Source organism: Lentzea californiensis, assembly GCF_024648825.1.
Lineage (GTDB): Bacteria > Actinomycetota > Actinomycetes > Mycobacteriales > Pseudonocardiaceae > Lentzea > Lentzea californiensis.
This window is the reverse complement of the sequence record NZ_JANBBE010000001.1, coordinates 269774-282443: the sequence shown is the minus strand read 5'-3', so window position 1 is coordinate 282443 and position 12670 is coordinate 269774. Positions and strand designations below refer to the sequence as shown.

General features: G+C 70.4%; 12 protein-coding genes. 7 read left to right on the top strand and 5 right to left on the bottom strand.

From position 1 onward, the window contains the following. Window positions 1-3: 3 nt before the first annotated feature. The 3 genes from LX88_RS01500 to LX88_RS01490 all read left to right on the top strand — a co-directional run bounded on the left by LX88_RS01500 (window position 4) and on the right by LX88_RS01490 (window position 3640). Entirely contained in the window at window positions 4-975 is a 972-nt protein-coding gene (locus LX88_RS01500; protein WP_258946114.1) for an MBL fold metallo-hydrolase, read from the top strand. Beyond that, window positions 972-2225, top strand: a complete 1254-nt coding sequence (locus tag LX88_RS01495; protein ID WP_258946113.1) for an FAD-dependent monooxygenase — start codon at window positions 972-974, stop codon at window positions 2223-2225. The genes LX88_RS01500 and LX88_RS01495 overlap by 4 nt, the downstream gene beginning before the upstream one ends. A gap of 95 nt (window positions 2226-2320) precedes the next feature. Beyond that, window positions 2321-3640, top strand: coding sequence for an FAD-binding oxidoreductase (locus LX88_RS01490; RefSeq protein WP_258946112.1), 1320 nt, complete (start codon window positions 2321-2323; stop codon window positions 3638-3640). Here LX88_RS01490 and LX88_RS01485 read toward each other — a convergent pair. Both LX88_RS01485 and LX88_RS01480 read right to left on the bottom strand, forming a co-directional pair. Continuing rightward, entirely contained in the window at window positions 3637-5082 is a 1446-nt protein-coding gene (locus tag LX88_RS01485; protein WP_258946111.1) for an aldehyde dehydrogenase family protein, read from the bottom strand. The genes LX88_RS01490 and LX88_RS01485 overlap by 4 nt on opposite strands. Before the next feature lie 10 nt (window positions 5083-5092). Then, window positions 5093-5827 carry an aminoglycoside phosphotransferase family protein gene (locus tag LX88_RS01480; protein WP_258946110.1) on the bottom strand — a complete coding sequence of 245 codons (735 nt, stop codon included), beginning with the start codon at window positions 5825-5827 and terminating at the stop codon, window positions 5093-5095. Window positions 5828-5846: 19 nt separating this feature from the next. On the opposite strand from LX88_RS01480, the gene guaA reads away from it, so the two are divergent. Then, window positions 5847-7406 carry a glutamine-hydrolyzing GMP synthase gene (guaA, locus tag LX88_RS01475; protein ID WP_258946109.1) on the top strand — a complete coding sequence of 520 codons (1560 nt, stop codon included), beginning with the start codon at window positions 5847-5849 and terminating at the stop codon, window positions 7404-7406. 55 nt (window positions 7407-7461) lie between these two features. On the opposite strand, the gene LX88_RS01470 is transcribed toward guaA, so the two are convergent. Further along, the gene (locus LX88_RS01470; RefSeq protein ID WP_258946108.1) at window positions 7462-7653 is read right to left on the bottom strand and encodes a hypothetical protein; all 192 of its coding nucleotides are present in this window, start codon (window positions 7651-7653) and stop codon (window positions 7462-7464) included. Then, window positions 7646-8830, bottom strand: a complete 1185-nt coding sequence (locus LX88_RS01465; RefSeq protein WP_258946107.1) for a PspC domain-containing protein — start codon at window positions 8828-8830, stop codon at window positions 7646-7648. Before LX88_RS01465 ends, LX88_RS01470 begins: the two co-directional genes overlap by 8 nt. 90 nt (window positions 8831-8920) lie before the next feature. Between LX88_RS01465 and LX88_RS01460 the strand changes: the two genes are divergently transcribed. The 3 genes from LX88_RS01460 to LX88_RS01450 are packed head-to-tail and all read left to right on the top strand — an operon-like array spanning window position 8921 to window position 11366. Then, window positions 8921-10132, top strand: coding sequence for a PspC domain-containing protein (locus LX88_RS01460; protein ID WP_258946106.1), 1212 nt, complete (start codon window positions 8921-8923; stop codon window positions 10130-10132). Beyond that, complete coding sequence (locus LX88_RS01455; protein ID WP_090067146.1) at window positions 10129-10779, top strand: response regulator; 651 nt, start codon at window positions 10129-10131, stop codon at window positions 10777-10779. Before LX88_RS01460 ends, LX88_RS01455 begins: the two co-directional genes overlap by 4 nt. A gap of 5 nt (window positions 10780-10784) precedes the next feature. After that, entirely contained in the window at window positions 10785-11366 is a 582-nt protein-coding gene (locus tag LX88_RS01450; RefSeq protein WP_307789443.1) for a phosphatase PAP2 family protein, read from the top strand. Here LX88_RS01450 and LX88_RS01445 read toward each other — a convergent pair. Then, the gene (locus LX88_RS01445; protein ID WP_258946105.1) at window positions 11359-12663 is read right to left on the bottom strand and encodes a serine/threonine-protein kinase; all 1305 of its coding nucleotides are present in this window, start codon (window positions 12661-12663) and stop codon (window positions 11359-11361) included. The genes LX88_RS01450 and LX88_RS01445 overlap by 8 nt on opposite strands. Between the last annotated feature and the right edge of the window lie 7 nt (window positions 12664-12670).

The following is a 12670-nucleotide window of genomic DNA, read 5'->3' as shown; positions in this document are numbered from 1 at the left end:
GGCATGGCCACCAAGCCTCCGAAGAAGCCGTTCGCGTCCAGCGCCGACCTCGCCCCCAAGGACGAGGTCTTCGTCGAACTCGCCGAGGGCGTCTACACCCTGACCGCCGAAGGTGACCCCAACGTCGCGGCCATCGAGGCCGAGGACTTCCTGATCTGCTTCGAGGCGCGCGCCACTCCGGCGGCCGCCAGGAGGTGGCTCGCACAGCTCCGCAAGCACACCAGGAAGCCCGTCCGGTACCTCGTGCTCAGCCACTACCACGCCGTGCGCACGCTCGGGGCCAGCGCGTTCGAGGCCCAGGAGATCGTCGCGCACGAGATGACGCGCGTGCTGATCGCCGAACGCGGGCAGCAGGACTGGGCGAGCGAGTTCGGTCGCATGCCGCGGCTCTTCGAACAGCCGGAGGAGATCCCCGGCCTGACGTGGCCGACGCTGACGTTCTCCGACCGCATGACGATCCCGCTCGGCGGCGAGCGCGGCGACCTGGTGCTGCAGTTCCTCGGGCGCGGGCACACGGCCGGCGACATCGTGGCATGGCTGCCGCAGCAACGCATCCTGTTCGCGGGTGACCTGGTCGAGTCGCAGGCCGCGCTCTACACCGGTGACGCGTTCCACGACGAGTGGGCGACGTCCACTTTGGACGAGATCGAGGACCTGGGCGCCGAGGTCCTCGTCGGCGGGCGCGGCAAGGTCGCGCGCGACCGCATCGAGGTCGAGGCCGCGATCAACCAGAGCAGGCACTTCCTCGACGAACTGCGCCGCACGGTCGGCGGCGTCCACGCCGAGGGCGGCACGCTCAAGCAGGCCTTCGAACTGGCACACGCGACGCTCGTGGCCCGCTACGGGCGCTGGCCGATCTTCGAGCACTGCCTGCCGTTCGACGTGAAGCGCTACTGGGACGAGTGCGACGGCAAGGACTGGCCGGAGATCTGGACCGCCGAACGCGACCGAGCCGTCTGGGACGCCCTGCAATGACGGTCCTGGTGGTCGGTGCCGGACCGGTGGGGCTGGCGTCGGCGCTGTTCCTCGCGAGAGCCGGTGTACCGAGCGTCGTCCTGGAGAAGGAGCCGAGGCGCGCGCGGACGGGCAGCCGTTCGATCTGCGTCCAGCGGGACGTCCTGGAGGTCCTCGAACGGATCGGCGTCGGGCAGGCCGTCGCCGACGCGGGCGTCACCTGGTACACCGGCCGCACCTACCACCGCGACCGCGAGGTGCTCACCCTGACCTTCCCTCAGGCCAAGGGTTTCCCGCCGTTCGTGAACACGCCGCAGACCGTCGTCGAACAGCTGCTGGAGGAACGGGTCCGCGCCGAACCGCTGGTCGAGCTCCGCTACGGGCACGCCCTCGAAGCCCTCACCCAGGACGAGGAGGGAGTGTCCACACAGGATGGAATCAGGGCCACCCACTGCATCGCGGCGGACGGCGTGCACTCCACGGTGCGACAGCTCCTGAACATCCCGTTCGAGGGCTTCTCGTTCGACGACAGGTTCATCATCGCCGACGTCCGCGTCGACCTGGACTTCGAGACACCCGAACGTCGCTTCTACTTCGACCCGCCGTGGAATCCCGGACGTCAGGTCCTCCTGCACCCGCAACCGGACGGTGTCTGGAGGATCGACTGGCAGGTCGCCGAGGACGTCGAGCTCACCGACGCCCACGTCCGCGTGATCGTCGGTGCCAAGCCGTACGAGGTCGTCTGGCAGTCCACCTACCGCTTCCACCAGCGCCGAGCCGCGAAACTCCGCGACGACAGGGTTCTGCTGGCCGGCGACGCGGCGCACGTCATGAGCCCGTTCGGCGCCCGCGGCCTGAACTCCGGCATCTGCGACGCCGACAACGCGGCCTGGAAGATCGCTGCCGACCGGAGAGGTGAGGCCGGCCCGCACCTGCTCGACTCCTACGACGCCGAACGCGGCGCCGCCGCGGACGAGAACCTCCGCATCACCGGCGACACCATGCGGTTCCTCGTACCGCGCACTCCCGGGGAACGGGCACACCGGCAGCAGGCGCTCGAATCCGGCGAGGGCATCGACTCGGGCAGGCTCTTCACCCCGTTCTCCTACGAGAACTCCCCGCTGACGACCGACGGCGGCGAGCTGATCCCGGACTCCCGCACGGCGGGGCCGGGCTTCACCGCGGAGGACGGACGGCTGATCAGGCCGGACGGGCACGTCGCCGCACACCGTTGCGACGAACAGGTGAAACAACGCGCGCTCGGCTGGTAGGGCAACCCACGATGCGAACCGGACGTGTCCACGTCATGCGGGTGAACAGGCGAACTTTCTTGCAGGGGACCGCACTCGGCGTCGCGAGCTTGGGGATGGGCACCGCGACCGCCGCAGCCGCCGGTACCGACTGGGCGAGGCTGCGCAGGAGGCTGGGCGACCGGCTCGTGCTGCCAGGGGATCCGGGGTACGACGCGCTCCGCGTGCCGTGGAACACGATCTACGCGCACCGCAGGCCGGCCGCGATCGCGAGGTGCGTCCGGCCCGAGGACGTGCAGGCGTGCCTGGAGTTCGCGTCGCACGAACGCATCCCGGTCGCCGCACGCAGCGGAAAGCACAGCTACGCCGCCTACTCGCTGCCCGAGAACGGCCTGGTCGTCGACCTCGCCGCGATGTCGGCGGTGACCGTCGCCGGCACTCGCGCACGGGTCGGCGCGGGCGCGCAACTGCTGCCCGTCTACGAGGCGGTCGGCGCCGCCGGCCAGGCCCTGCCCGCGGGTACGTGCCGTTCGGTCGGCATCGGCGGGCTCGCGCTCGGCGGCGGCATCAGCGTGCTCGGCCGCAAGTACGGCCTCACCAGCGACCGCCTGCTCAGCGCCAGGATCGTCACGCCGGACGGGTGCCTGCGCACCGCCTCCGCGCACGAGGAACCCGACCTGTACTGGGCGTTGCGCGGCGGTGGTGGCGGCAACTTCGGCATCGTCACGGAGTTCACCTTCCGCACCGCTCCCGCGCCCGGCCTGACCGTGTTCAAGCTCGTCTACCCGGCGGGGGCGGCGGCGGACGCGCTGGACGCGTGGCAGGAGTGGATGGTTCAGGCGCCCGACGAACTCTGGTCGAACTGCACGGTCGACGCGGACCCGGCGGCTGCCACGAACATCGGCGGTGCGTACGTCGGCCCGAAGAAGGACCTGGAGCCGTTGCTGGACAGGATGCCGGCCGCGACGCGCACGGTCCAGGAGATGAGCTACCTGGAGACGATGCGCTACTACGCGGGCAATCCCGGGCCTGGCTTCCGGTTCGCGGCGTCGTCGCGCATGCTCCGCGACCACGTACCCGGCGAGCGGGTCACGGGCCTGATGCACGGGCAGAGCGACGGCGCGATCCTGTTCGACTCGTTCGGCGGCGCGCTCGGCAGGGTCGCGCCGGACGCCACGGCGTTCCCGCACCGCGATGCGAGGGCCAGCGCCCAGATCTTCATGGACGCCGAGAACCGGACGGAGGCGGAGGCCCGCCAGGTGCTCGCAACCGTGCGCGACGGGCTCGGCGCGGGCAACACCGGGTACGTGAACTACATCGACCCGGAGATGCCCGACTGGCCGACCGCCTACTACGGCCGCAACCTCGCGCGACTCAGGAAAGTCGCGCGACGTTACGACCCGGACCGCGTGCTGGCGTTCCCGCAGGGGCTCTAGAGCTGGATCCCGGTCAGCACGGTCACCCGTTCCTCGGTGAAGTCCTCCATCGCCGACCGGACGCCCTCGCGCCCGGTGCCCGACCCCTTCACGCCGCCGTACGGCATCTGGTCGGCGCGGTAGGACGGCACGTCACCGATGATCACGCCACCGACCTCGAGCTCGGCCGCGGCCTCGAACGCCACCTGCACGTCACGGGTGAACACCCCGGCCTGCAGGCCGTACCTGCTGTCGTTGGCCTGCGCGAACGCGTCCTCGACGCCGTCCGCGACGGACACCACGAGCACCGGCCCGAAGATCTCCTCGGTCCACACCTTGGCGGTCTTCGGCACGTCCGCGAGCACCGTCGGCTCGACCGTCGCCCCGGTCCGCTTGCCGCCCAGCAGCACCTTCGCGCCGACGTCGGTGGCCATGTTGACCCATTCCTCGACGCGCCGGGCGTTGTCCTCGTCGATCAACGGCCCGACCTCGACCTCGGGGTCGTGCGGGTCGCCGGTCTTCAGCGCGGCAACGGCTTCCACGAGCTTGGGCACGAACTCCCCGGCCTTCGACCGGTCCACGATCACGCGCTGCACGGCGATGCACGACTGCCCGGCCTGGTAGTTGCCGAACGTCGCGATGCGCTGCGCCGCGTGGTCCAGATCAGTCCAGTCAGGACAGATGATGGCGGCCGCGTTGGAACCCAGCTCCATCACGACGTGCTTGCGCGGCACGGCTTCCATCAACGACCAGCCGACCTTCGTCGACCCGGTGAACGAGATGACCGGCAGCCGCTCGTCCTTCACCAGGGCGTCCATGTCCTTGCCTCGCACGGGAAGGATCGAGAACGCGCCTTCGGGCAGATCGGTCTCGGCCAGGACCTCGCCCAGCAGCAACGAGCTCAGCGGCGTCGCCGAGGCGGGCTTCACGATCACCGGCGCACCCACCGCGAGCGCCGGCGCGACCTTGTGCGCCACCAGGTTCAGCGGGAAGTTGAACGGCGCCACGGCCAGCACGGGCCCGCGCGGCACGTGCCGGACGATCGCCATCCGGCCCACGCCACCGGCGTCGGTGTCGAGCCGCTGCAACCCACCGGTGAACCGGCGCGCCTCCTCCGCGGCGAAGCGGAACGTGTTGACCGCGCGCTGCACCTCGACCTCGGCCCACTTCAGCGGTTTGCCGTTCTCGGCGGTGATCGTCTCGGCGATCTCCTCAGCGCGTTCGGCCAGCGTCCGCGACACCTGCAGCAGCGCCTCCGCCCGCACGTGCGCCGGTGTTCGCCGGAACTCCTTCGCGACGGACGCCGCCGCCGCGACCGCGCGTTCCACCTGATCTCTGCCCGGCACGGCCACCGAGGCGACCGCGGTGCCGTCGAACGGGTGGAAGACCTCTAGCGCCTGCTCGCCCTGCTCGGGGCGGCCGGCGACCCAGCACGGCCTGGGTTGCGGCGTGAACGCGTCCATGAGAACCACGTTAAGCCCTATTGGCCTGCACGTACTCGATGAGCTTCAAGTAGTGGTCGTCATGCCGTTCGGCCCGTTGGAGCACGAATGCCGGATGCTTCCGAATCGTCTGGATCATGTCGTCCAGCCGGATCAGCACGTGCTCGGCCACGTACTCGATTCCGTACGTCTCGCAGAACAGCAGGGTGCGCCGTTCGCGGTCGTCCGGCAGGGCCAGCACGAACTGGATGATCGCCCAGCTGACGTCCCACCAGCGCGGGCCTGGGTGCGCGCCGTCCCAGTCGAACACGCCAGTGGGGCGCCCGTCCGCGAACACGATGTTGTACGGCGCGAAATCACCGTGCAGCACCACTTCCACCGGCTCCCTGGCCGCGAACTGCCACCCGTCCAGGCCGATCCCGAGACGAGACGTCTCGTCTCGTTTCAGCTCGGCGAGACGAGACGTCTCGTCTCGGCAATCTGCCACGAGACGAGACGTCTCGTCGTGCAGCCGCCGCAGCAACCGGGCCGACTCGATCAACGTCGTGTCGCCCGAAGGGGGCACGTGGCCAACGTCACCGGGCAGGTAGCTGAGCAGTTCGTGCTCGGCGTCGAGCCCGAGGGGAACCGGCGCGATCCCCAGAGGCGCCAAGCGTCGCAGCAACTCGTGCACCCGAGGAGCCCACGGCCCGGCCGGCCGTCGCACCGCGTCACCCACCCTGAACACCTGGTTCAGCCCGCCACCGGTCAGCAGTTCACCGTCCACGCATGAGATCCTTGGCGGCGTGTCCGACACCAGCAACCGCCCTGTTCTCGTCGTCGACTTCGGCGCCCAGTACGCGCAGCTGATCGCCCGCCGCGTCCGCGAGGCCCAGGTCTACTCCGAGGTCGTTCCGCACACCGCGACCGTCAGCGAGATCCTCGACAAGAACCCGCTGGCCATCGTTCTGTCCGGTGGCCCGTCGAGCGTCTACGCGGAGAACGCGCCGCAGGTCGACCCGAAGCTGTTCGAGACCGGGGTCCCGGTCTTCGGCATCTGTTACGGCTTCCAGGCGATGGCGCGCGCACTTGGCGGCGCAGTTGAACAGACCGGCACCCGCGAGTACGGCCGCACCGACCTGAGCGTGCCGGCCGAGGGCGGGTCGCTGCACCAGGAACTCCCCGCGAGCCACCCGGTCTGGATGAGCCACGGCGACGCCGTCACCAAGGCGCCCGAGGGCTTCGCCGTCACCGCGACCAGCGAGGGCGCGCCCGTCGCCGCGTTCGAGGACACCGAGCGCCGCTTCGCCGGTGTGCAGTACCACCCGGAGGTGCACCACTCTCCGCACGGCCAGGAGGTGCTGCGCCGGTTCCTGCACGAGATCGCGGGCATCCGCCCGCAGTGGACCACGTCGTCCATCGTGGACGAGCAGGTCACGCGGATCCGCGAGCAGATCGGTGACGGCAAGGCGATCTGCGGCCTGTCCGGCGGCGTCGACTCCGCCGTCGCGGCCGCCCTGGTCCAGCGCGCCATCGGCGACCGCCTCACGTGCGTCTTCGTCGACCACGGCCTGCTGCGCTCCGGCGAGCGCGCCCAGGTCGAGCGCGACTACGTGGCCGCCACGGGCATCCGCCTGGTGACGGTCGACGCGCGCGAGCGGTTCCTCAACGCCCTGGCCGGCGTCACGGACCCGGAGGAGAAGCGCAAGATCATCGGCCGCGAGTTCATCCGCGTGTTCGAGCAGGCCGAGCGCGACCTCAAGGCCGAGGGCGACTACAAGTTCCTGGTCCAGGGCACGCTCTACCCGGACGTCGTCGAGTCCGGCGGCGGCGCGGGCACCGCGAACATCAAGTCGCACCACAACGTCGGCGGCCTGCCGGACGACCTGCAGTTCGAACTGGTCGAGCCGCTGCGCGCGCTGTTCAAGGACGAGGTCCGCCGCGTCGGCACCGAGCTCGGCCTGCCCGAGACGATCGTGCAGCGCCAGCCGTTCCCAGGCCCCGGCCTCGGCATCCGCATCATCGGCGAGGTCACCCAGGACCGCCTCGACACGCTGCGCCAGGCCGACGCCATCGCACGCGAGGAACTCACCCTGGCCGGTCTCGACCGGCAGATCTGGCAGTGCCCGGTCGTGCTGCTCGCCGACGTCCGCAGCGTCGGCGTCCAGGGCGACGGCCGCACCTACGGCCACCCGATCGTGCTGCGCCCGGTGTCGTCCGAGGACGCGATGACCGCGGACTGGACGCGCCTGCCGTACGAGGTGCTGGAGCGGATCTCGACCCGGATCACCAACGAGGTGGCGGAGGTCAACCGCGTGGTGCTGGACGTGACGTCCAAGCCGCCGGGCACCATCGAGTGGGAGTGACGTGAAGAAAGGCCCCGGGAGACCGGGGCCTTTCTCGTAAGTCAGCGCTCTTGCGTCAGTGGCTCTTGCGCCGCAGCGAGTTCGTCAGCAGCACCAGGCCGACCACGATGGCCGTCCCCCCGAGCGCCCACCGGAAGTCGAACTGGAACGACCCGTTGCTCAGCACGTAGGCCGCCACCAGCCCGCCGCCGATCCCGAAGACCAGCGTCACGGGGTCGATCCGCCTGCGCATTCCCTGCTCAGCCACGGAGCACCTTCACCTCTCCGACGCTCGCCTGCACGTCGAGCTCGATCTTCAGGCCGCCCTCGCCGTTCTCGCCGAGGTCCTTGCCGCTGACGTCCACGCTGCTGCCCTCCGCCCGCTTGCCGAGGCAGTCGAGGTCGCCGATGGACGAGGCCTCGCACCGGTACGTCACGTCCGCGTTCCTCGGCACGTGCACCTCCACCTCGCCGAGCTCCACCTCGATCGCGGTGCGCACCTCGCCGGCGTCCGGGAGTTGCCGCAGGTCGAGCGTGACGCTGCCGACGCTGGTCTCGTACCGGTCGCGGACGTCGCCGACGGACTTGGGCGTCTCGTTGAAGCTGCTCAGCTTGCTGGGGCTGCCGTCGAAGTCGACGGCGGTCAGGCCGAAGCCGACCACGGACAGCGGGACGAGCAGCCAGACCAGGCTGCGGCCGCCGCCGGTGAACGAACCGATCAGCAGGCCCGCCGCCAGCACCGCGATCAGCAGGCCGATGGTGTGCGCCACGGTGAACCACGGCACCCAGGCACCCGCGATCACGGAGCCGGCGACCACCAGCGTCGCCACGCCCAGCGTCATCAGCCCGATGCGCGGCTTGCGCGGCCGGTGCGTCGGCGGCTGGGGCGTCGGGACGGGGGTGGGTTCGGGCAGGTCCCAGGCGAACGGTGCGGCGCCCAGCGGGTCCCAGGCCGGCGCTCCCGGTGCCGGTGGCACCGGTGCGGGCTCGGTCAGCGTGGCGGCCGGCTGCAGGTGCCCGCGGTTCTTCTGCAGCAGGTAGACGCACGCGATCGTCGCGGCCAGCGTCACGAAGACCTCGAACCCGCTGTTGCTCCCGAAGGTGAACGCCAGCGCGGGGAACATCAGGATGCCCAGCAGCACCGTCTGGCCGTGCGACATCGAGCTGGAGCCCTTGTTGACCAGCGACTCCAGGGGTGAGACCGAGTCCCCCTCCTCGGGCAGCAGCAACCAACCGGCGAGGTACACCGGCACGCCGACGCCGCCCGCCAAGGCGAGCGCGACGAACGCGATCCGGACGATCACCGGGTCGATCTGGTAGCGCAGGGCGATACCGGTGGCCACACCACCGGCTTTGCGACCTGCACGGGGCCGCACCGGACGGTGGGCCCAGAACTCTCTGAGCGTGTCCGCCACGCCCTGCATTGCCTTCTCAGTCCCGCTCACGACGACAACAGTGCGCTGTCACGCCTGGAACCACATCAGGGACCAGCCCTGATTCGCGGAACCGGGGTCATCCCTGATGAACAAGCAGCCATGACGTGTGACGATCAGCCGGTGAGTGCACGCATTGAGCCGATGCGCCGTCGACGCACCGGCCGGGTGGTCGCGGGCGTCGCGAGCGGACTGGCCGACCATCTCGGCGCACCCGTCTTCTGGGTGCGCGCGATCTTCGCCGTGCTCGGCGCGTTCAGCGGGGCCGGGATCATCGCCTACGCGTTGCTCTGGATGTTCGTCCCGCAGTCGGCGGTGGCGGAACCGGAGACCGACAAGGACCGCAAGGAGTGGCAGCAGGCCGTGGGCCTCGCCGCCCTCGGCGTCGGCGTCGCGGTGTTCACCGGCCTGCTCGGGGGAGCGTGGAGCGGGTGGATCACCGGGCCGATCGCCGTGGCGCTGATCGGTGCCGCGGTCGTGTGGCGTGAGGCGGACGAGGCCCAGCGACGCCGCTGGAGGGACGGGGCCTTCTCGCAGGGGAAGACGGGCATCGTGCGGACGGTCGCGGGAAGCGCGCTGGTCGTGGCGGGGGTCGCCGCGTTCCTCGTGGTGAACGACTCCGTCCAGAACCTCTCGACCGTCGTGCTCTCCGTGCTGGCGACGCTGATCGGTGTCGCGGTGCTGACCGTGCCGCTGTGGGTGCGCCTGGTGCGTGATCTCGACTCGGAACGCCGTGCGCGCATCCGCACCGAGGAACGCGCCGAGATCGCCGCCCACCTGCACGACTCGGTGCTGCAGACGCTGGCGCTGATCCAGAAGCAGTCCGAGTCGCCGCGTGAGGTCAAGCGCCTGGCCCGCAGCCAGGAACGCGAGCTGCGCAGCTGGCTCTACGGCCGTGAGCTGGGCGAACTGCCGCACTCCATCAGTGTCGCGATCGCTCAGGCGTGCGCGGAGGTGGAGGACGACTTCGCCATCGCCGTCTCCCAGGTCGTGGTCGGCGACTGCGAGCTGGAGGACGGGATGTTCGCTCTCGTCCAGGCGTCGAAGGAGGCGATGGTCAACGCGGCCAAGCACGCGGGGGTGGCCGAGGTCAGCGTCTACGCCGAGGTGGAGCCGGAGAAGGTCACGGTGTTCGTGCGCGACCGCGGCAAGGGATTCGACCCCGACGCGGTTCCGGAGGACCGCCATGGCCTCGCGGGCAGCATCCGGGGGAGAATGACCAGGCACGGCGGGGAGGTGCGACTGCGCACGGCTCCGGGAGAGGGGACCGAGGTGCAGCTCGAGATGCCGAGGAAGCTGGAGGCCAGGACATGAGCGTCAGGGTGTTCCTGGTGGACGACCACGCGTTGTTCCGCGCGGGGGTCAAGGCGGAGCTCGACACGATCACCGACGAGGTGGACGTGGTCGGCGAGGCGGGCAGCGTCGGCGAGGCGGTGGCGGGCATCGCTCACCACAAGCCGGACGTCGTGCTGCTGGACGTGCACATGCCCGACGGTGGCGGCGCCGAGGTGCTGCGGCAGATCAGGACCAAGATCCCCGAGGTCACGTTCCTCGCCCTGTCGGTCTCCGACGCGGCCGAGGACGTCATCAACGTCATCCGCGCCGGCGCGCGCGGGTACGTGACGAAGACGATCTCCAGCCAGGAGCTGGTCAGGGCCGTCGTGCGGGTCTCGGAGGGCGACGCGGTGTTCTCGCCGCGCCTGGCCGGGTTCGTGCTGGACGCGTTCGCCGACCGGCCGGGTGCCGCGCCGATCAGCGACCCCGAGCTCGACCTGCTGACGCCGCGCGAACGTGACGTCCTGCGGCTCCTCGCGCGTGGCTACGCCTACAAGGAGATCGCGTCGGAGCTGTTCATCAGCGTGAAGACGGTGGAGACGCACGTGTCGAGCGTCCTGCGGAAGACGCAGCTGTCCAACCGGTACGAGCTCTCCCGCTGGGCCACCGATCGCAGATTGGTCTGACGGATTTGATCAAGAAGGTCGCCCGCGGTGCCACCGAGGTGCTGGCGCCGTGGGTCTGGGTGATCTTGCTGCCGTTCGGCGTCGCGGCGGCCACGGAAAGCTTGTGGAAGACGCTGCTGTGGGGGTTCGTGGTCGCGTTGACGGCGTCCGTCATCCCGATGGCCGTCATCGTGCGCGGCGCACGCAAAGGCCAGTGGGAAGGCCACCACGTCACGAACCGCGAGGGCAGGCTCGTCCCGCTGGTCACGGCGGGAGCGTCGCTGGCGGCCGGCACGGTGATCATGTTGCTGGGCGACGCGCCGCGGAACATGCTCGCGCTGGCGGGCAGCATGTTCGCCTCGCTGATCGTCAGCATGGCGATCACGTTCGGGGCGAAGTGGAAGATCTCGCTGCACGCCGCCGTGGCCTGGGCCGCCGTCGTGACGCTGGCGGTCGTCTACGGCCCGTGGTGGCTGCTTCTGGCGCTGCCCGCGGCGTTCGTGGCGTGGTCGCGCGTCGAGCTCGGCGACCACACGACGGCACAGGTGACGGCCGGGTCCGTGATGGGCGTGGTCGTCGGCGGCGGGAGCTTCTGGCTGCTCAGCTGATCTGCGTGGTGCTGGTGATCCGCATCTCGTTGTTGACGGCGGCGACCTCGGCCTCGTAGACGCCGTTCTTCTGCTCGCCCTGGTCGGTCTGCAGTGCCAGGTCGAAGGTCACCACCCAGTTCGGGCCGTGCGATCGGACGGGCACGCTGGACAGGGTGCACCTGACGGAGGAGTAGCCCTTCCACCGCGCCACGTACTTCTCCTGCGGCTCGGTCGCCCGTTCGTAGAGGTTGCGCCACGCCACGTCGGGGTGAGCGGGGAGCTGGCCGTAGTGGTCCAGCACGAACCCGGCCGCCTCGTTCGCGGTGAAGTAGCGGGGTTGTTGCTGCCGTTGCGGCTGGAAGTCCGACTGGTGGACCGGGGTGGTGCCCCCGCCCTGGGTGCCGTTCCAGTACGCGGCGGCCGCGCCACCACCGATCGCCAGCACCGCGATGACGGCCAGGATCACCAGGATCCGCCTGTTCGGCGCCCTGCGCCCGCTCTTCTGCGGCTGCTTCGGGATCTCCAGCGGCTGCGACGGCTGCGGCTCGGCGGCCAGCAGATCCGCGGCCTCCTGCGCCGTGGGCCGGTCCTTCGGGTCCTGGGAGAGCAGCCGCATGAGTGACGGGGTGAGCTCACCGGCGTTCTTGGGATCGCGGAGCTGCCCGCTGGCGGCGCGGTAGATGAGGCCGAAGCTGTTGTCGCTCGGCCCGAACACCGACTCGCCCTCGATGGCCGTGTAGATCATGGCGCCGAGGGAGAACACGTCGGACGCCTCGTCGGGCTGCTCGCCGCGCGCCACCTCGGGTGCGAGGAAGGCGGGGGTGCCCGAGATCATGCCGGTGTCGGTCATCGTGCCGTCGCCGGTCGCCTTGGAGATGCCGAAGTCGGTGAGCTTGACCGTGTCGTCGTGGCCGATCAGGACGTTGCCGGGCTTGACGTCGCGGTGGACCAGTCCGGCGGCGTGAGCGGCGGCCAGCGCCGAGGCGACCTTGGCGCCGATGCTCGCGGCCTGGGCCGGCTCGAGCGGCCCGCGCTCGGCGATCAGCGCCGAGAGGCTGAGCGACGGCAGGTACTCCATGACGATCCACGGCTCTTCGTCGTCGCTGCCCACGACGTCGAACACCGCGATCGCGTGCTGGTGGTGCAGCCGGGCGGCGTTGCGCGCCTCCCGCATCGCCCGCTGGTGATCACCGGTGATGAGCTCCTTGACCGCCACCTCGCGGGCCAGCACCTCGTCCCGTGCCCGCCAGACCACCCCCATCGCACCGCTGCCGATGCGCTCGAGCAGCGTGTAGCGGCCCCCGATGGTTGTCACACCCTGA

Excerpts from the sequence above, each read along its gene's own strand:
- LX88_RS01500 (WP_258946114.1), top strand. The coding sequence starts at position 4 with ATGGCCACCAAGCCTCCGAAGAAGCCGTTCGCGTCCAGCGCCGACCTC.
- LX88_RS01495 (WP_258946113.1), top strand. The coding sequence starts at position 972 with ATGACGGTCCTGGTGGTCGGTGCCGGACCGGTGGGGCTGGCGTCGGCG.
- LX88_RS01490 (WP_258946112.1), top strand. The coding sequence starts at position 2,321 with ATGGGCACCGCGACCGCCGCAGCCGCCGGTACCGACTGGGCGAGGCTG.
- LX88_RS01485 (WP_258946111.1), bottom strand. The coding sequence starts at position 5,082 with ATGGACGCGTTCACGCCGCAACCCAGGCCGTGCTGGGTCGCCGGCCGC.
- LX88_RS01460 (WP_258946106.1), top strand. The coding sequence starts at position 8,921 with ATGACGTGTGACGATCAGCCGGTGAGTGCACGCATTGAGCCGATGCGC.
- LX88_RS01455 (WP_090067146.1), top strand. The coding sequence starts at position 10,129 with ATGAGCGTCAGGGTGTTCCTGGTGGACGACCACGCGTTGTTCCGCGCG.